17 protein-coding genes are annotated in these 18998 nt (G+C 69.0%); 8 read left to right on the top strand and 9 right to left on the bottom strand.

The window, feature by feature from the left end:
* The first annotated feature begins 152 nt into the window (after positions 1-152).
* The 6 genes from tkt to NBRGI_RS40465 all read left to right on the top strand — a co-directional run bounded on the left by tkt (position 153) and on the right by NBRGI_RS40465 (position 9217).
* Complete coding sequence (tkt, locus tag NBRGI_RS40490; protein WP_029903230.1) at positions 153-2294, top strand: transketolase; 2142 nt, start codon at positions 153-155, stop codon at positions 2292-2294.
* A gap of 6 nt (positions 2295-2300) precedes the next feature.
* Positions 2301-3431, top strand: coding sequence for a transaldolase (tal, locus tag NBRGI_RS40485; RefSeq protein ID WP_029903228.1), 1131 nt, complete (start codon positions 2301-2303; stop codon positions 3429-3431).
* A 4-nt stretch (positions 3432-3435) separates the two neighbouring features.
* Positions 3436-4995, top strand: a complete 1560-nt coding sequence (gene zwf / locus NBRGI_RS40480) for a glucose-6-phosphate dehydrogenase (RefSeq protein ID WP_029903226.1) — start codon at positions 3436-3438, stop codon at positions 4993-4995.
* Positions 4992-5900 carry a glucose-6-phosphate dehydrogenase assembly protein OpcA gene (gene opcA, locus NBRGI_RS40475; protein ID WP_029903224.1) on the top strand — a complete coding sequence of 303 codons (909 nt, stop codon included), beginning with the start codon at positions 4992-4994 and terminating at the stop codon, positions 5898-5900. The genes zwf and opcA overlap by 4 nt, the downstream gene beginning before the upstream one ends.
* Positions 5893-6666: a 6-phosphogluconolactonase gene (pgl, locus tag NBRGI_RS40470; RefSeq protein ID WP_014986391.1), complete on the top strand. Its 774-nt coding sequence runs from the start codon at positions 5893-5895 to the stop codon at positions 6664-6666. Before opcA ends, pgl begins: the two co-directional genes overlap by 8 nt.
* A 334-nt stretch (positions 6667-7000) precedes the next feature.
* On the top strand, positions 7001-9217 hold the full coding sequence (locus NBRGI_RS40465; RefSeq protein WP_029903221.1) for a thiamine pyrophosphate-dependent enzyme: 2217 nt from the start codon (positions 7001-7003) through the stop codon (positions 9215-9217).
* Positions 9218-9233: 16 nt separating this feature from the next.
* Here the strand turns inward: NBRGI_RS40465 and NBRGI_RS40460 are convergent, their stop codons facing one another.
* The 6 genes from NBRGI_RS40460 to NBRGI_RS40435 are packed head-to-tail and all read right to left on the bottom strand — an operon-like array spanning position 9234 to position 14546.
* Positions 9234-10451: a cytochrome P450 family protein gene (locus NBRGI_RS40460; RefSeq protein ID WP_029903219.1), complete on the bottom strand. Its 1218-nt coding sequence runs from the start codon at positions 10449-10451 to the stop codon at positions 9234-9236.
* A complete protein-coding gene (locus tag NBRGI_RS40455) occupies positions 10448-11728 on the bottom strand; it encodes a cytochrome P450 (protein ID WP_029903218.1) in 1281 nt (426 codons plus the stop codon). Before NBRGI_RS40455 ends, NBRGI_RS40460 begins: the two co-directional genes overlap by 4 nt.
* Entirely contained in the window at positions 11725-12339 is a 615-nt protein-coding gene (locus NBRGI_RS40450) for a GTP-binding protein (protein ID WP_029903216.1), read from the bottom strand. Before NBRGI_RS40450 ends, NBRGI_RS40455 begins: the two co-directional genes overlap by 4 nt.
* On the bottom strand, positions 12320-12691 hold the full coding sequence (locus NBRGI_RS40445; RefSeq protein WP_029903214.1) for a DUF742 domain-containing protein: 372 nt from the start codon (positions 12689-12691) through the stop codon (positions 12320-12322). The genes NBRGI_RS40450 and NBRGI_RS40445 overlap by 20 nt, the downstream gene beginning before the upstream one ends.
* Positions 12688-13194 (bottom strand): roadblock/LC7 domain-containing protein, encoded by a 507-nt coding sequence (locus NBRGI_RS40440; protein ID WP_081878450.1) that lies wholly within the window; start codon positions 13192-13194, stop codon positions 12688-12690. The genes NBRGI_RS40445 and NBRGI_RS40440 overlap by 4 nt, the downstream gene beginning before the upstream one ends.
* Complete coding sequence (locus tag NBRGI_RS40435) at positions 13191-14546, bottom strand: sensor histidine kinase (RefSeq protein WP_036562597.1); 1356 nt, start codon at positions 14544-14546, stop codon at positions 13191-13193. The genes NBRGI_RS40440 and NBRGI_RS40435 overlap by 4 nt, the downstream gene beginning before the upstream one ends.
* 497 nt (positions 14547-15043) lie before the next feature.
* Between NBRGI_RS40435 and NBRGI_RS40430 the strand changes: the two genes are divergently transcribed.
* A complete protein-coding gene (locus NBRGI_RS40430; protein ID WP_029903208.1) occupies positions 15044-15520 on the top strand; it encodes an SRPBCC domain-containing protein in 477 nt (158 codons plus the stop codon).
* Between the two features lie 5 nt (positions 15521-15525).
* Here NBRGI_RS40430 and NBRGI_RS40425 read toward each other — a convergent pair whose 3' ends face one another.
* Together NBRGI_RS40425 and NBRGI_RS40420 are read right to left on the bottom strand one after the other, a co-directional pair.
* Positions 15526-16128: a DUF7691 family protein gene (locus tag NBRGI_RS40425; protein ID WP_014986401.1), complete on the bottom strand. Its 603-nt coding sequence runs from the start codon at positions 16126-16128 to the stop codon at positions 15526-15528.
* A gap of 59 nt (positions 16129-16187) precedes the next feature.
* Positions 16188-17177, bottom strand: a complete 990-nt coding sequence (locus NBRGI_RS40420) for an alpha/beta hydrolase (protein WP_029903205.1) — start codon at positions 17175-17177, stop codon at positions 16188-16190.
* Positions 17178-17233: 56 nt separating this feature from the next.
* On the opposite strand from NBRGI_RS40420, the gene NBRGI_RS40415 reads away from it, so the two are divergent.
* A complete protein-coding gene (locus NBRGI_RS40415) occupies positions 17234-18082 on the top strand; it encodes an SDR family NAD(P)-dependent oxidoreductase (RefSeq protein ID WP_029903203.1) in 849 nt (282 codons plus the stop codon).
* Between the two features lie 4 nt (positions 18083-18086).
* On the opposite strand, the gene NBRGI_RS40410 is transcribed toward NBRGI_RS40415, so the two are convergent.
* Positions 18087-18986, bottom strand: coding sequence for a LysR family transcriptional regulator (locus NBRGI_RS40410; RefSeq protein WP_029903201.1), 900 nt, complete (start codon positions 18984-18986; stop codon positions 18087-18089).
* Between the last annotated feature and the right edge of the window lie 12 nt (positions 18987-18998).

Raw genomic sequence — 18998 nt, 5'->3', positions numbered from 1 at the left:
CGGCAAATAAACACAGGGTTACCCTCATGCCGCTCATAGGGCACATCTAGGGTGGTTGGGGTACACACCCGGTATGCACACCGTCGCTGCCGCGCGTTCATCGCCGCCAGCAAGCCGCCGTCGACGAAACCAATGTCAGGAGAACCTCGGTCGTGTCAGTCACAGACGACATCCGCGCCCTCACTCAGCCGAACCACCCGGACGACTGGACGGATCTGGACACCAAGGCCGTCGACACTGTCCGAGTGCTTGCCGCCGACGCGGTGCAGAACGCCGGGAACGGGCATCCCGGTACCGCGATGAGCTTGGCGCCGTTGGCGTATTCGCTCTATCAGCGCACCATGCGGATCGATCCGAGTGATCCGTCGTGGGTCGGCCGGGACCGTTTCGTGCTGTCCTGCGGGCATTCCAGCATCACCCAGTACATCCAGCTCTACCTGGCCGGTTTCGGTCTGGAGCTGGACGATCTGAAGAACCTGCGCAAGTGGGGTTCGCTCACGCCGGGTCACCCCGAGTTCCGGCACACCGACGGCGTCGAGATCACCACCGGTCCGCTGGGCCAGGGTCTGGCTTCCGCGGTCGGTATGGCGATGGCCGCGCGCCGCGAGCGCGGGTTGTTCGATCCGGGCGCCGCGCCGGGCACCAGCCCGTTCGACCACTTCATCTACGTCGTCGCGTCCGACGGCGACATGGAGGAGGGTGTCACCTCCGAGGCGTCGTCGCTGGCGGGCACCCAGCAGCTCGGCAACCTCGTGCTGATCTACGACGACAACAAGATCTCCATCGAGGACGACACCACCATCGCGTTCACCGAGGATGTCGCCAAGCGCTACGAGGCCTACGGCTGGCACGTGCAGGTGGTCGAAGGCGGCGAGGACGTCGTCGCCATCGAGGGCGCGCTGGCCGCCGCGAAGGCCGAACTCGATCGCCCGTCGATCATCATCCTGCGCACCATCATCGGCTACCCGGCCCCGAACAAGATGAACACCGGTGCCGCGCACGGCGCCGCGCTGGGCGCCGACGAGGTGGCCGCCACCAAGAAGGTGCTCGGTTTCGATCCGGAGCAGACCTTCGAGGTCGCGCCCGAGGTCATCGCGCACACCCGCAAGGCGGTCGAGCGCGGCCAGGCGGCGCACGCGCAGTGGCAGCAGCAGTTCGACAAGTGGGCGCAGGCCAACCCGGCCGGCAAGGAGCTGTTCGACCGGCTCGCCAAGCGTGACCTGCCGGCCGGCTGGGCCGCGAATCTGCCGACGTACGAGGCGGATCCGAAGGGCATGGCCACCCGCAAGGCGTCCGGCAAGGTGCTCGCCGCGCTCGCGCCGGTGCTGCCGGAACTGTGGGGCGGCTCGGCCGACCTGGCCGAGTCCAACAACACCACGATGCCCGACACCCCGAGCTTCGGTCCGGAGTCGATCTCGACCGGCATGTGGAAGGCCGACCCGTACGGCCGCACACTGCACTTCGGTGTGCGCGAGCATGCGATGGGCGCGATCCTGAACGGCATCGCGCTGCACGGCCCGACCCGTCCGTACGGCGGCACCTTCCTGGTGTTCAGCGATTACATGCGCCCCGCGGTCCGGCTGGCCGCGCTGATGCGCGTGCCCGCCATCTACGTGTGGACGCACGATTCGATCGGCCTCGGCGAAGACGGTCCGACGCATCAGCCGATCGAGCACCTCGCCGCGCTGCGCGCGATCCCCGGCCTGAACGTGGTGCGTCCCGGCGACGCCAACGAGACCACCTACGCGTGGCGCACCATTCTCGAGCGGGACAGCAGCGAGCACACCTCGCACTTCTCCGTCTCCGAGCCCGCGCACCAGGACGGCCCGTCGGCGCTCGCGCTGACCCGCCAGGACCTGCCGATCCAGGAGGGCACCAGCTTCGAGGGCGTGGCCAAGGGCGGCTACGTGCTCGCCGAGGCGTCCACCGGCACGCCGCAGGTGATCCTGATCGCCACCGGTTCGGAGCTGCAGCTCGCCGTCGCGGCCCGCACTACGCTGGAGGAGCAGGGCATCGGCACCCGCGTGGTCTCGATGCCGTGTGTGGAGTGGTTCGACGCGCAGGACAAGGCGTACCGGGACGAGGTGCTCCCGCCGTCGGTGGGTGCGCGTGTCGCGGTCGAGGCCGGTATCGCGATGCCGTGGCACCGGTTCGTCGGTGACGCGGGCGAGATCGTCTCGATCGAGCACTTCGGTGCGTCCGCCGATTTCAAGACCCTGTTCCGCGAGTTCGGGATCACCGCCGAAAACGTCGTTGCCGCCGCGCAGCGCACACTCGAGAACGTGAAGGGATAAGCGCTCATGGCACAGAACGAGAATCTCGCCGCCCTCTCCGCGGCAGGCGTGTCCGTATGGCTCGACGACCTGTCCAGGGACCGGATCCAGTCCGGCAATCTCGCCGAGCTGATCGCCACCCGCAGCGTGGTCGGCGTGACCACCAATCCGACCATCTTCCAGGGCGCGCTGAGCCAGGGGCACGCCTACGACGGACAGCTGAAAGAGCTTGCCGCCCAAGGCGCCGACGCCGATGCCGCGATCCGCGTCATCACCACCGACGACGTGCGCTCGGCCTGCGACGTGTTCACCGAGGTGTTCGAGGCGTCCAACGGCGTGGACGGCCGGGTCTCCATCGAGGTCGATCCCCGCTTCGCGTTCGACGCGGACAAGACCGTCGCGCAGGCCATCGACCTGTGGAAGACCGTCGACCGGCCGAACCTGTTCATCAAGATCCCGGCCACCGAGGCGGGCCTGCCCGCGATCAGCAAGGTGATCGCCGAGGGCATCAGCGTGAACGTCACGCTGATCTTCTCGGTCGCGCGCTACCGCGCGGTGATGGGCGCCTACCTCGACGGTCTGCGCAGCGCCAAGATCGCGGGCCACGATCTGGGCAAGATCCATTCGGTGGCTTCGTTCTTCGTGTCCCGGGTGGACACCGAGATCGACAAGCGGCTCGAGGCGATCGGCACCGAGGAGGCGCTGGCCCTGCGCGGGCAGGCCGGAATCGCCAACGCGCGCTTGGCCTATGCCGAATATCAGGACGTGTTCGACGGCGGCAAGCACACCTCGACCTACAACCACCTGGGCGCGGCGGGCGCGAACCGGCAGCGGCCGCTGTGGGCCTCGACCGGCGTGAAGAACCCGGAGTACTCCGACGTCATGTACGTCACCGAGCTCGTGGGCAAGAACACGGTGAACACCCTGCCGGAGAAGACGCTCGAGGCCGTCGCCGATCACGGCGAGGTCCGTGGCGACACGGTCAGCGGCACCGCCGCGCAGGCCCAGGAGGTCTTCGACAAGCTGTCCGCGGTCGGGATCGACCTGGACGACGTGTTCCAGGTGCTCGAGACCGAAGGCGTGGACAAGTTCGAGAAGTCATGGGGCGAACTGCTTTCCGCCACGACCGAAGAGCTCACCGCGGCCGGGAACAACTGACCCGATGGCCGGTCCCAAAACTCGAACCTGGCAGAACCCGCTGCGCGACGAGCGGGACAAGCGGGTGCCGCGCATCGCGGGCCCGTGCAGCATGGTGATCTTCGGTGTCACCGGTGACCTGTCCCGGAAAAAGTTGATGCCGGCCATCTACGACCTCGCGAACCGGGGGCTGCTGCCCCCGGGTTTCGCGCTGGTCGGCTTCGCCCGGCGCGATTACGCGGACGAGGACTTCGCCGAGGTCGTGCTCGACGCGGTGAAGGCGCACGCGCGCACGCCGTTCCGGCAGGAGGTCTGGGATCACCTGGCCGAGGGCATTCGCTTCGTGCAGGGCTCCTTCGACGACGACACCGCGTTCGCCACGCTGTCCGACACGTTGGCCAAGTTGGACACCGATCGCGGCACCGGCGGGAATCACGCCTTCTACCTGTCGATTCCGCCGAACATGTTCCCCGTGGTGCTCGACCAGCTCTCCGAACACGGTCTCGCACAACCGACCACGACCGACGCGGCGGGTCGCAAGCCGTGGCGGCGCGTGGTGATCGAGAAGCCCTTCGGGCACGACCTGGAAAGCGCCCAGGAGCTCAACGCGCTGGTCAACCGGGTGTTCCCGGAGGAGACGGTGTTCCGCATCGACCACTATCTCGGCAAAGAGACGGTGCAGAACATCCTGGCGCTGCGCTTCGCCAACCAGCTCTACGATCCGATCTGGAACGCCAACTACGTCGACCATGTGCAGATCACCATGGCCGAGGACATCGGATTGGGCGGGCGCGCAGGCTATTACGACGGCATCGGCGCCGCCCGCGACGTGATCCAGAACCATCTGCTGCAACTGCTCGCGCTCACCGCGATGGAAGAGCCGATCAGCTTCCAGCCCAAGCAGTTACAGGCCGAGAAGATCAAGGTGCTCTCCGCCACCAAACTCGTCGAGCCGCTCGACGAGACGACGGCGCGCGGACAGTACGCCGAAGGCTGGCAGGGCGGCGAGCACGTGGTGGGCCTGCTCGACGAGGAGGGTTTCGACCCGCAGTCGCGCACCGAGACCTACGCCGCGATCACCCTGGAGGTCGACACCCGCCGCTGGGCGGGCGTGCCGTTCTATCTGCGCACCGGAAAACGCTTGGGCCGCAGGGTCACCGAGATCGCGGTGATGTTCAAGCGGGCGCCGCACCTGCCCTTCGACCAGACCATGACCGAGGATCTCGGACAGAACGCGCTGGTCATCCGGGTACAGCCGGACGAGGGCATCACCACCCGGTTCGGTTCGAAGGTGCCGGGGTCGAGCATGGAGGTGCGCGACGTCAACATGGATTTCAGCTACGGCGAGGCGTTCACCGAATCCTCCCCCGAGGCCTACGAGCGCCTGATCCTCGACGTGCTGCTCGGGGTGCCGTCGCTGTTCCCGGTGAACGCGGAGGTCGAATTGTCCTGGAGCATCCTGGATCCGGTGCTCGAGCACTGGTCCACCGAAGGCAAACCGGAGCCCTACGAGGCGGGCACCTGGGGTCCGGCCTCGGCCGACGAGATGCTCGCCCGCACCGGGCGGGAATGGCGGCGGCCATGATCATCGATATGCCGGACACCACCACCGGCGAGGTCACCAAGCGGATCGTGCAGCTGCGCGAGAGCAACGGCGTGATCACCATGATGCGGGTGCTCACCCTGGTGGTGTGCACGCTGGACAGCTCCGAGGCCGAGGACGCGATCGACGCAGCCAACGACGCCAGCCGCGAACACCCCTGCCGGGTGGTCGTGCTCGCGCGCGGCGACCGGGAGGCCGAAACCCGGTTGGACGCTCAGATCCGAGTCGGCGGCGACGCGGGCGCGGCCGAGGTGATCGTGCTGCGGTTGCAGGGCGAGCTGATCAACCACGAGAGCAGCGTCGTCATCCCGTTCCTGCTGCCGGACACTCCCGTGGTGGCCTGGTGGCCGCGCGGGGCCCCGGAGTTCCCGTCCAAGGATTCGGTGGGGCGCTTGGCCACTCGCCGCATCACCGACGCCACCTTCGCGGCCGATCCGCAGGCGACGATCAAGAAGCGGCTCGAGTCCTATTCCTCCGGCGACACCGATCTGGCGTGGAGCCGGATCACCTACTGGCGCGCACTGCTCGCCGCCGCGCTGGACGAACCGCCGTACGAGCCGGTCGAATCGGTGCTGGTGTCCGGGCTGCGCAACGAACCGGCCCTCGACATCCTCGCGGGCTGGCTCGCCATCCGCCTGGACTGCCCGGTGCGCCGCCGCTCCGGTGCGCTGAAGGTCGAGATCCACCGGCCGTCGGTGTCCGTCGCGATCGAGCGCCCGCAGACCGGGCGCACCGCGACACTGACCCGCACCGGCGACCCTGACCAGCGAATTGCCTTGGCCCGCCGGGAAACTCGGGACTGCCTCGCGGAAGAGCTGCGTAGACTCGACGCCGATGAGATCTACGCAGAAGCTCTCGCCGGAATCGAGAAGGTGACCTATGAGTGAAACCGGAACACAGGACAACGACACCTCCGCCAGCGACACCGTCGAGGTCCACGTGGACACCGACTCGCTGGTCGCCGCCGCGGCCGCCAAATTCGTCGACGTCGTGGTCGCGGCCCAGGCCGCCCGCGGGTCCGCCTCCGTGGTGCTGACCGGTGGCGGCACCGGCATCGGCCTGCTCGAGGTGGTGCGCAAAGCCCCCGGCGCCATCGACTGGTCCCAGCTCGACGTGTTCTGGGGCGACGAACGATTCGTGCCCGCCGCCGACGGTGAACGCAACGACCTGCAAGCCCGCCAGGCCCTGCTCGACCATGTCCCGGTCGATCCGGCCCGCGTGCACCCGGTCGCAGCCTCCGACGGCGAATACCCCGACCCGATCGAGGCCGCCGCCGAATACTCCGCCGCGGTCCACGCCTACCTCGCCGAACACGGCGCCTTCGACCTGCACCTGCTCGGCATGGGCGGCGAGGGGCACGTCAACTCCCTGTTCCCCGACACCGACGCGGTCCGCGAAGACCACGAACTCGTTGTCGCCGTGACGAATTCGCCCAAGCCGCCGCCGGTCCGGGTCACCCTCACGGTCCCCGCCATCCGCCGCACCCGCCACGTCGTCCTGGTCGTCGGCGGTGCCGCGAAGGCCGAGGCCGTCGCCGCCGCCATCGCCGGCGCCGACCCCGTCGACATTCCCGCCGCGGGTGCCGTCGGCCTCGAATCCACCACCTGGCTGCTCGACCAGCCCGCCGCCTCCGCCCTCCAGCTCCCCGACTGAGGCATCGCACCCCGCCGTCCACGGACGGCGGGGTCCCGGCACGGCACCGTTCCGTGGGCGCATGGTGCTCGGCGGCTGCCGCGCAGGTTTCGACGCCGCGCAGGTTTTAGCGCCGCGCGCGCGTGTCGGTCGAAGGACACGCGCGCGGCGCAACAAGATGTGCGCGGGGCATCGAATGCGGTTCGCCGCTGGCGCTGTACAGGTGTGGCGTCATCACGGGCTCAGCGCGCGACCCCTGGCTGCATATCCGGCGTTACGGTGTAGCGCCCGGAAAAAGTTCGGCGGGATCGGGGATGGCGCGCATAATCGTCGGCGGTGGGGATACAGTGGGGCCGTGAGCGAGCGGGAAGCTGTTTCCGGGGCGAGTCCGGGCAAGGTTCTTGACGAACGGTTTCGGGCGGCGGTCGCCGCATTGCCCCCGGGGGTGCGTCGGGCGGCGGGCCTCGAGGTCGCGCCGGGGATCAGCGGGGTGACCCTGCTGGAGCTGTTCGAGTCCCAGGCGACGAGCAGGCAGCTGGATCTGGCCGCGCGGCAATTGGGGGCGAGCAAGCGGGGGTATTACAGCATCGGCTCGTCGGGGCACGAAGGGAACGCGGCGCTCGGATCGGCGCTGCGCGTGGACGATCCGGCGTTGCTGCACTATCGATCGGGCGGGTTCTTCGTCCAGCGCGCCCGGCGCGTGCCCGGCCTGGATCCGATCCGGGACGTGCTGCTCGGCGTGGTCGCGGCGGCGGCCGACCCGATTTCCGGCGGGCGGCACAAGGTTTTCGGCAGCAAGGCCGCGAGCATCATCCCGCAGACCTCCACCATCGCCTCACATCTGCCGCGCGCGGTCGGTCTCGCATTCGCCATCGATCGCGCTGCGCGGCTGGGCATTTCGAGCGAATGGCCGTCGGATGCGGTGGTGCTGTGCAGTTTCGGGGACGCCTCGGCCAATCACTCGACCGCGACCGGCGCGATCAATTCGGCGATCCACACTGCGCGGCAGGGGGTTGCGCTGCCGCTGCTGTTCCTGTGTGAAGACAACGGGATCGGCATCAGCGTGCCCACTCCCCCGGACTGGATCCTGCAGGCGTACGGATCACGGCCCGGCCTGGCGTATTTCGACGCCGACGGCTGCGACGCCGTCGACGCGCTGACCACCGCGAGCGCCGCCGCCGATTGGGTCCGGGAGCATCGCAAGCCCGCGTTCCTGCGGCTGCGCACCGTGCGCCTGATGGGTCACGCCGGCTCCGACGTCGAATCCGCCTACCGCAAACCCGCCGACATCACCGCCGATCTGCTCCGCGATCCACTCGTGGCCACCGCCCGCCTGCTCGTCTCCACGGGCGTCGCCACCCCCACCGAACTCCTCGACCGCTACGACGCCATCGCCCACCGCGTCGCCACCACCGCCGAAGAGGTCTGGCGCGAACCCAAACTGGACTCCGCCCCCGCCGTGCTCGCCCCGCTCGCCCCCACCCGTCCCGAGCTGATCCGCGCCGACGCCCGCCGCACCACCGCGGTCACCCCGAGCACGAAAGCTATTGTGGGTGGCGATGACTCGGTAACGCTCGGACTCGCGATCAATCGCACGCTGGCGCGGTTGCTGGCGCGGGACCGGGATGTGCTGGTGTTCGGCGAGGACGTCGGGCGCAAGGGTGGCGTGTACGGGGCGACCAAGGGGTTGCAGAAGCAGTTCGGTCGGCGCCGGGTCTTCGACACGCTGCTCGACGAGCAGAGCGTCCTCGGTACCGCGCTCGGCGCCGCGCTGGCCGGATTCGTGCCGATTCCGGAAATCCAGTACCTGGCGTACGTGCACAACGCGGCCGATCAGCTGCGCGGCGAAGCGGCCACCCTGTCGTTCTTTTCCGCTGGGCAGTACCACAATCCGATGGTGGTGCGGATCGCGGGCTACGCCTACCAGAAGGGTTTCGGCGGGCACTTCCACAACGACAACTCGATCGCCGCACTGCGCGACATCCCCGGCGTCGTCGTCGCGTCCCCGTCTCGCGCCGACGACGCCGCCGCCCTGCTGCGCACCTGTGTGTCGGCGGCGCGCGTCGACGGCCGCGTGTGCGTCTACCTCGAGCCGATCGCCCTGTACCACACCCGCGATCTGTACGAGCCGGGCGACAACGGTTGGCTCGCACCGGTTTCCGACACCGAGCACGTCGAAATCGGTCGCGCGCGCGTGTACGGCGACGGCACCGATCTCACCATCGTCAGCTTCGCCAACGGCGTCCCGATGAGCTTGCGCGTCGCCCGCCGACTCGCCGCGCGCGGCGTCCACGCCCGCGTCCTGGACCTGCGCTGGCTGTCCCCCCTCCCCGTCGACGACCTCCTGCACCATGCCCGCGCCACCGGCCGCGTCCTCATCGCCGACGAAACCCGCCGCAGCGGCGGCGTTTCCGAATCCGTCTACGCCGCCCTCCTCGACGCCTCCTTCGACGGCCGCCTGGCCCGAGTAACCAGCGAAGACACCTTCATCCCGCTCGGCCCCGCCGCCGACACCGTCCTGCTCGACGAAACCAAAATCGAAACCGCCGCAGGCAAACTCCTCGCGGAGTAGCCACGACATCCGTCGACTACACGTGGACGGGGAAGGCGGCCAGGTCGTTTTGGGTGAGGACGGGGAGGTTGCGGATTTCTTCCACGGGGACGGCGAGGCGCAGGTTGGGGAAGCGGGCGAAGAGGGCGGGCAGGGCGACGCCTGCTTCGAGGCGGGACAGGGCGGCACCGGGGCAGATATGCGGGCCGTGCCCGAAGGTCATGTGGCGGTGCGCGGTTGGGCGGGTGAGGTCGAAATCGTCGGAGTCCACGCCGTGTACGGCGGTGTCGCGGCCGATGGCGCGGTAGGACATGACGACTCCGTCGCCCTTTTCGATCACCGTGTCGCCGACGGTGATGTCTTCGGTGGCGAAACGCATCAGCAGGTGGGTGACGGGGCTGTCCCAGCGCAGCGTTTCCTCCACTGCCGCTTTCCATTCGAAGTCGCCGCCGCGGACCTTGGCGAGCTGTTCGGGCCGGGTCAGCAGGGCGCGCACGGCGTTGAGGATGAGGCCGACGGTGGTTTCGTGCCCGGCCGCGACGAGAGCCTTGAGGTTGCCGACGACTTCTTCTTCGGTGAGCGGCTCGCCGCCGTCGTCGGCGAAGATCAGCGCGGTGGTGAGGTCGTCGGTGGGGTCGGCGGTCTTCTTGCGCACCAGATCCGTGTAGTAGGAGTCCATTTCGTCGATCACCCGTAGTCGCTCGTCCTGCGGGGTGAGCAGCGAGAAGAACGCCTTGTACCAGTCCAGCAGCATGGGATGGTCAGCGCGGTCCACGCCCATCAGCTCGCTGACGACGCGCATCGGCAGCGGGTAGGCGAACACCTGCTTGAGGTCGACGACCGCGCCGTCGGCGCCGGCGGCCTCGAGATCGTCGAGCAGTTCGGCGGTCAGCCGCTCGACCACCGGCCGGATGTCTTCGAGCCGCCGCGGCGAGAGCGCCTGGGTGGTCTTGATCCGCAACCGTCGATGCTCGGCACCGTCCACGGTGAACATGGAACGCCCGGCGTCGATCATCCCGATCAGCGGCCACTGCCGGGTCACCGCCCCGGAGTTCCACAGCGACCAGCCGTTGATGTCCTTGATCAGCCGCGGATCGACGAGCAGTTGCCGGGCGACGGCGTGTTCGGTGACGGTCCAGGCCGGCACGCCGAGCAGTTCGATGCGGGCGATCGGGCCCGCCGCACGCAGGTGTGCGGTCTCCCCGTCCAGGTCACCGACCATGGGGTCGATGGCGAATGGGCATGATTCCGTCACGGGGTACCTCCAACTGCACGAACTGGTGTGAATCGAACCGGCAAGGACGTCATGCCGCGCAGAAAGGCCGACGGCCGCCGGACCAGGTTCTGCGCGGGCACCATGAGATCGATGTCGGGCAGCCGGTCGAGCAGCACCTCGATGCTGGTCCGCGCGATGATCTCGGCCAGCTGCTGGGCGGGGAACGGGCAGCGGTATTCGCCGTAGCTGAACGCGAAGTGCGCGCTGTTTCCCGCGTGTGCCGTCGCCGCGCCGTCGGCGAGGTGCTGGCGCACGTGCGGGTCGGCGTTGGCCGCGGCGAGCCCGAGCAGCAGCATGTCGCCGGATCGGATCACCTTGTCGGCCAACCGGGTATCGCGAGCGGCCCAGCGCCCGGCGAGGATCTGCGTCGGGGTGTCCTCCCACAGCACCTCGTTCATCGCCTCGCCGATGCTGCGGCGGCCGCCGCCCAGTGCGGCGGCGAACCGGTCGTCGGTGAGCATCAAGCGCACCGAGTTGCCGATCCAGTCGGCGGTCGGCAGGTGGCCCGCGGCGGTGACGGCCATGAGGTCCTGCACGTATTCCTCGTCGGTGAACTGTCCGGGGTGCGCGAGCATGCGCGACACGAGATCGTTTCCGGGCCTGGCCTTTTTGGCGGCGAGCACCTGCATCATCTGCTCGTAGTAGCGACCGTACGCGGCTTGCGCGTCGGCTCCGCCGTCGGCGAGCGCCTTCATGCTCCACGCGAGCCGCGGCCCGTCCTCGTCCGGGAAACCGAGCGCCCAGGCCAGCGCGAGCACGGGCATCAGGACGGCGAACTCGGCGACCAGGTCGGCTTCGCCGCGCCCGCAGAATCCGTCGATCAGCCGGTCCGCCAATTCCTCACAGGTGCGGCGCAATTCGAACGGATCGACCGAGTCCAGCGCGGGCTCGACCATCGCCAGATGCCTGCGGTGTTCGGCGCCCGCGGTGAAATAGATCGACGGCCGCGGCTGGCCGACCATCGGCAGCAGCGGCCAGTCCTCCGGGATGTTCGGCCACTGGTTCCACAGGCTGACGTCGCGCGGGAACAGCTCCGGATCGCTGGTCACCTGGTGCAGTTCGCGGTAGCCGATGACCAGCCACGCGGGCACGTCACCGGGCAACTCGACGGCGACGACCGGTCCGTGTTCGCGGCGCATCTCGCGGTACAGATGCTGCGGATCGGTGTGGAAACGCGGACCGCTGAGCGGGACGGCGGACTGCGGCTGCACGGGGCAGCCGCCGAAACCGGCGGACGCGGCGCTCGGACTGGTCATGAGGCGGTCTCCGCTCGCGGTGCGTCGGCGTAGATGTGCTCGACCAGGGTGATCAGCACCTGTTTGCTGGATTCGCGGGAGCGCGCGTCGCATTCGACCAGCGGCACGTGCGGGTCGAGGTCCAGCGCGTCACGCACCTCGTCGGGCCGCGAGGGTCCGCCGAAGTTGTTGCACGCCACGATGAATCGGGTCCGCTGCGCTTCCAGCCGGTCGATGGCGTACCAGGAGTCGGCGATGCGGCGCTGATCGACGAGCACGATCGCGCCGAGCGCTCCGGTGAACAGCCGGTCCCACAGGAACCAGAACCGTTCCTGTCCGGGCGCGCCGAACAGGTACAGCACGTTCTCGGTGTCTATGGTGATCCGGCCGAAGTCGAAGGCGACCGTCGTGGTCGACTTGCCGGGTGCGCCGCTCGGGTCGTCGATCCCGACACCGGCGTTGGTCATCGTCGCCTCGGTGTCGAGCGGGCGGATCTCACTGACCGCGCGGACCATGGTGGTCTTGCCGACGCCGAAACCGCCGACGATGACGATCTTGAGTCCCTGGCGGGTCGCGCTGTGCAACGGTGCGTCGGCGCGGGCGGGTCGGGGGTCAGAGATTGCGGAGTCCAACGAGCACCTTCTCGAGGGTGGTGGAGTCTGGCACGGCATTCCACGGCGCGTCCGGCAGGCCGGGGCCGATGTTCGGATGCCGGACGGTGATCTTGCCCGCGTACAGCAGGTCCGAGAGCAGAATGGTCGCGATGCCGACCGGCAGCCGCAGCTCGGCGGCGATCTCGACGACGGCGGTCGGGGCCCGGCACATGTCGAGGATCGCCACGTGCTCGGACTGCATGCCCGGCGTCGGATCGCATTCGCTGACCACGAGGGTGACCAGGTCGAAGCTGTCGGAGTCGGGTTTGCTGCGTCCCCCGGTGAGCGTGTAGAGCCGGTCGGGGTCGTCGTCGCGGCCGGGCCTGTTCACGACACGCTCGCCCCTGTGTTTGCCCACCCCTGGTCGGCTTCGCCGCCCTGCCGTCCCCCTGTACTCGCCCACCCCTGGTCGGCTTCGCCGCTCGGCCGTCCCTCTGGGTTACGCGGTGCCGACGCGAGGTGGTGACCCAGTTGCTCGACCAGCTCGCGCATGTTGTGCCCGACCAGGCCCGCGTCGGCGTCCTCGGCGGCGACGACCGCGATGTGCGCGGCCAATCCCGCCTCGACGATGAACAGGATGCCGCCGTAGAACTCGGTCATCGACTGCCGGACGCCCCCACGGCCGTCACCGAACTCGACCGACGCGCCGTGCGAGAGACTTTGGATGCCCGCGGCGATCGCGGCGAGCTGATCGGCTTTGTCCATCCCGAGTTCGGGGGTGTGGCAGATCTTGAGTCCGTCGCCGGACAGTAGCAGCGCGTGCCTGGTGCGCGGGGTGCGAGCGAGTAGCTGCTCCAACAGCCAGCTGAGTTGGGACGGCACAGACGTGGTCATCGATCGTTCTCCACGGCAACGGTAGGGGACGGGGAAGGTGTTGCGGCGGCGGCGCTTTCGCCGTCACGCCCGGCGATCGCGCGTTGGAAGGCGCCGAACGAGGCCGGGCTGGCCGCGGGCGCGGGCGCAGGCGCGCCGGGCTCGGGTAGCGAGAGCCCGGCCGGATGCACCGCGGCGAGGGTGCTGCCGCGGCGCCGTTTCGGCAGACCCATGCTGGTGACCTCGGCGGTCGGCGCGGCAGCGGTCGCGACGGCCGCCGGTTCGCGGTCGGTGGCCGCCTCCGCGAGCGCCACCGCCTGCGGGGCGGTCCGCGCCGCCGGCGGCGGCACCGCGGGCAGCGACGGGTTGGTGGCCGGCGCCGACGGCTGCGAACGGTCCACGCGCGCAGTGAGATCCCGCGGCACCACCACGACCACCGCCGTGCCGCCGATCGCGGAGGGCCGGTAGGAAACGGTGAGCCCGTGCTTGCGCGCGAGGTGACCGACCACCGCCAGACCGAGCCGGGTGCCGCTCAGCGAAGACAAGTCCGCCGAACGTTGGCCGCGCCCGTCGGGACCGGTGACCGACACGGTCTGTTCTGCCCGCCGCAGCGCCGATTCGCTCATCACCAGCCCGCTGTCCTCGATGGTGAGCACCACGCCCGCGGGCACCTCGGCGGCGTAGACATGCACCTCGGTGGTCGGCGGCGAGAAGTTGCACGCGTTGTCGAGCAGTTCGGCCAGGGTGTGCATGATGCCCTCGGCCGCGTGGCCGGCGATGGCGATCTCGGCGATGGCGCGCAGCCGCACCCGCTGATAGCCCGCGACCCGGCCCATGGCGCCGCGCAGAATGGATTCCATCGCAATGGGTTTGGCCCAGCGCCGGCCGGACCGCGCGCCGCTGAGCACGGCGATGCTGTCCGCGAGGCGCCCGGCCTGGGCGGTGCGATGGTCGAGTTCCAGCAGGTCGGCCAGGACCTTCGGGTCGGCGTGCCGGTGTTCCATCTCGCGCAGTTCGGCGAGCATGCTGGTGGTCATCGCCTGCATCCGGCCCGCGGCGCCGGCGAACGCGGCCATGGCGGCGGAGCGGCGGTTCTCGTTGTTCTTCGATTCCCAGGCGTGCGCCTCGGCCGCGTTCTCGGCGGCCTGGACGCGCGCGGTCGCCGCCGCGGTGATCGCGGCCGCCTCGCGGGTCGCCCGCCGGGCCACGCCGCGATAGTGCACGGCCGCGGTGCACGCGACGCACAGCAGCAGGGCGGCGACAACCGCACCGATGGTCAGCGGGACGCGAAAGTCGCTCGGCGCGTAGTACACCGCGACCGCCACCGCGACCGACGTGACGGCGGCGCTGCCGAACATGACCAGCAGCGGCATACGCTGACGTCGAACGACAGGTTCCCGACGCTCGCCTTCCGGCGCGTTCAATGACTGTGACAAGTTCCGTACTTCCGCACTCACGTTCACCAAAAAGGCATGTCGCTGAACGCCCGACCCCCTCCTGCCAGTTCGGGCTGAACCAAATGTACAGATTGCCAAGCACTTCCGCATCTCGACCGCAGTCACCCGGCACACGGTGCATGCGGCGGCGCACGATAGTTGTATTCTCTTGCGCTACTTTATTTTTCAATCAGGCACCGACGACTGAGCGAACGGTGTTGTTCGCCGAGCGATCTCGTCGCGCACGGCACATTTGTTCACGCGACGGCCGCACACCCGGCCGCTCGAGTCTCCTGCACAAAACCTCGCCTGCGCAGCCCCGCCCGACGGCGGTGCGATGACTCGATGCCCGGATTCCGCTGATTCCGGATCGGCCCGGGGAATACTGGAAAGACAGTGCCATTGACGCCTGAACAGCAGCGAGGAGCGCGGCGATGACGATGTCCATGCTCGGCGAGGTTCGACCGGAGCACGATCGCACCGACGACGGCGATCTGGTGCTCCTGCACTATCTGCGTTCATTCCACCGGCCGGTGCTGGAGGTGTGGACGGCGGCGACCGAGCGGGCGCAGCTGGCGCAGTGGCTCGGCGCGGTGACGGGCGAGGCGGACACCGTGACGATCGAACCGCTGGACGGGCCGGTCGCCGGACCGATCACCGTCCGGATCGAGCACTGCCAGGCCCCGCACGAACTGGCCGTGCGGATCGATGACTGTCTGGTGGAGGTGCGCATGACCCAGGTCGGCGTGGTCACCAATGTCGAACTGGTCCGCCGTCACGTCTGCCAGCGCGACGCCGCGGCGATCGGCCCGCGCTGGCAGTACCTGCTCGATCGGCTGACCGCCCACCTGAACCAGCAGCCACTGCCACGCTGGGACGGCTACCCGAATCTGGCCGACGAATACCGTTGAGCGCCTCAGAAGAAGAATCCGGCGATCCCCCAGCCGGGCCGGGCCTGCGCCTCGCGGATCCACTCCATGCAGGATTCGATGGCGGCGAGCACCTCGTGATCGACGGACTCGCGCGACTCCGGCGTGGTCGACTCCCACTGCACCAACGCTTCGGCGCATTGCTCCGGGGTCCACTCGCCGTAGCCGGGGAGCTCGTCCGGCTGCGGCAGGGCGGGCGGAAAGGCATGGTAGAGAAAGCCGGTCAGGCTGATCGCCTTGATGCCGAGCTCGGCCAGGCCCTCGTCCACCTGTTCCAGCCAACTGCCGCGGAACGGTGAGAAGTAGCGGTTGTCCAGGAACCTGCCGTAGAACTGGCAGATCGTTTGGTACGCATAGGCGTATTGGAATCCGTAGGCGGGATCGAACGGGCCGCCGTCGATCACGGCGCGCACCGCGTCGTACCGGGCCGGCGCACCGTTCGCGATCTCCTCGGCGAACCAGTCGTCGGCGTGTGCGAGCTGGGCCTTGAAGCGACCTCCGATCATGCGCCGGAGCTTGTCGTCCCGCGACGCGATGGCGCCCCTGACCCTGTCCAGTTCGACGACGTAAACGCTCAGGCTGTAACTCATGAGCGAACATTAGCGGTGCCCACCGACACCGAACGTGCCTCCGGCCGAAGGCGTTCGGCCTACGCGGGCACCTCGGAGGAATTCGGCACGAGTTCGCGCAGGTGGGAGGTCAGCAGCGCGTCGACCTCCGCGGAACGTTCCAATTGGACCAGGTGTCCCGCGTCCGCGATCTTGGTCACCGCGCGCAGCTGCGGGACATGGCGACGCAATGTGGTCAGTGGATCGCGACCGCTGAAACCCTCCATATCCGGGTCGCGGTCGCCGTACATGAAGTAGGCGGGCACGGTGACCGACGCGTCGGCGTAGTCGGCGGTCAGCTCCCAGTTGCGGTCGAGGGCGCGGTACCAGTTAAGCCCGCCGGTGAAACCGGTGTGCTCGAAATCCTTTGCCAGGGTGTCGAATTCGTCCTGTGCGAGCCAGCGCCAGGGCAGCGGCGGCGCCTCGGGCAGCACGTCGAGGTAGCCGGTGCCCTCGGCCGGGAACTGCCAGGTGTCGAGATAGTGATAGTCGGCGCTGAGCGAGAAGTACACCCTGGCCAGGAATTCCCTTGGCCGAGCGCCCAATTCCGCGTCGGCCACGCCGGGTTCCTGAAAGTAGTGCAGATGCAGGAAGTGTCGCGCGGCGGCCTTGGCCCACAGCTGCGACGGAGCGCGCGGCGGCCGCGGCGCGAACGGATTGTTCAGCACGATCACGCCGCGCACCCGCTGCGGCGCGCGCAACGCCAGCTCCCACACCAGCGCCGCACCGAAATCCAGGCCGACGAAGACCGCCTGTTCGGCGTCGATATCGTCGAGCAGGCCGAGCAGATCGCCGATCACCGCCTCATTCGTATAGGCCGCCACCTCGGCGGGGCGGTCGGTCCGGCCGTAGCCGCGCAGATCCGGCGCGATGGCCCGGTATCCCGCACCGGCCACCGCCGCCAGCTGGCGCCGCCAGATGAACCAGGTGTGCGGAAATCCGTGGCAGAAGATCACCGGATACCCCGCGCCCTGCTCGGCGACGTGCATCCGGACGCCGTTGGTCGTCACGAACCGATGCGTCAACTCCACTGCCGGACCTCCAAAATCTAGAACGTGTTCCTATTTCACGGTAATGTCCCTGTCTCATGAACGGAATAGCCAAACCGCTCGACGGCCGGATCGCGGTGGTGACCGGGGCGAGCCGCGGCATCGGCAAGGGCATCGCGGTCGAACTCGGCGCCGCGGGTGCGACCGTGTACGTGACCGGGCGGTCCGACACCCCGGGCCGACTGCCGGGCACGGTGGGCGAGACCGCCGCCGCGGTCGACGCGGCCGGCGGCGTCGGCGTCCCGTTCGTCTGCGACCACCGCGACGACGACGCGGTCCGCGGGCTGTTCGAGCAGATCCGTACGGCCCACGGCCGGCTCGATGTGCTGGTGAACAACGTCTACAACTCCCCCGCCGCGGCACGCTGGCTCGGCAGACCGTTCTGGGAAGTACCGCCGAAGGCGTGGGACGAAACGTTCGATATCGGCGTCCGATCGCACTATGTGGCAAGCGTTTACGCGGCTCCGCTGCTGATCGCGGCGGACGGGCTGATCGTGAACATCTCCTCGCCCGGTGCCGAAAGGTACATGCACAACGCGGTTTACGGCGTCGCGAAGGCCGCGCTCGACCGCCTGACCGCCGATCTGGCGCACAACCTGGCCGATACCGGCGTCACCGCGGTCTCGCTGTGGCCGGGCATCGTGGACACCGAACTGCTGCAACTGGTTCCGGCCGATGCCGAGGGACGCCGAGTGGTCACGCTGCCCGGCGAAGGCACCTTCGACCTCGCCGAGGCCGAAACCCCGCGTTTCCCCGGCCGCGCGGTGGTCGCCCTGGCCGCCGATGCCGAGCGCCGCACGCGCACCGGGTCCGCTTGGCGGGTGGCCGATCTGGCGAAGGCCTACGGCTTCACCGACGTAGACGGACGGGTGCCGCGCGCGGACTGATCCCTCAGGCGACGCTGAGGAAGCGTTGCACCGCCCGCGATTCGGGCTTCGTATGCCAGGCGAGATAGACGTGCGACGGCGGCGCGTCGGCCACGTCCAAATAGACGACTCCGGGATGCGGGGCACGGGTGCGGGCGAGCGCGGGCACCCCGCCGATCCCCCGGTTCGCCGCGACGAGTTCGATCCACTCGTCGAAGTTCCGGCAGGTGATGATCGGCCGCTCCGGGTCGCTGTCCGCCCACGAATCGGCATGCGTCGTACCGGACACCACGTTGACCACCAGCGGATAACCCGCGAGATCGGCCCAGCGCAGCTCGGTCGCCGTCGCCAGGGGTGAATGCGCGGCCACCGCGAGCATGCGCCGTTCCGTCGCGATCACCCGCGACGCGAGATGGTTCGGCAGTTCGGTTTCCCTGCGATAGATGGCGATATCGATGGACCTGGCGTCGAGCGCGGCCACCGGATCGTCGATGCGGCGCAACGTGATCCGTCCGCCGAGCGCCTCATAGCGGCGGCGCGTCGCCGCCAGCCAGCTGGTGGGCAGCAGCCAGGCGAACCCGATCTCGACGGCGGTTCGCGAGCGCAGTTGCGCCGCAACGGCATCGACGCCGGCGAGAATGCGCCTGCTGTCCGTCAGCAGTTCGGCGCCCTCCTCGGTCAGCTCGAAGCGCCGCGAGCTGCGCTCGATCAACCGGCATTCGACGAGTCGTTCCAGCTGCTGGATGGTCCTGGTCAACGCCGGTTGGCTCAGATGCAGCCGGGCCGCGGTCCGCGTGTAGTTCCCTTCCTCGCACAGCGCCACGTACGCCCGTAGATGCCGCAGCTCCAGCTGCGAACTGCCGAGGTCACCGGCCGCCCGCGCAGGCTGCGGACGCTCTGTCCGCGACGCGTCGTCCCTATCCATGCATCCAGCGTA

The organism is Nocardia brasiliensis IFM 10847 (genome assembly GCF_000710915.1).
Classification (GTDB): domain Bacteria; phylum Actinomycetota; class Actinomycetes; order Mycobacteriales; family Mycobacteriaceae; genus Nocardia; species Nocardia brasiliensis_A.
Note: the sequence above shows the minus strand (reverse complement) of the source record. Positions and strands in the feature narration are given on the sequence as shown.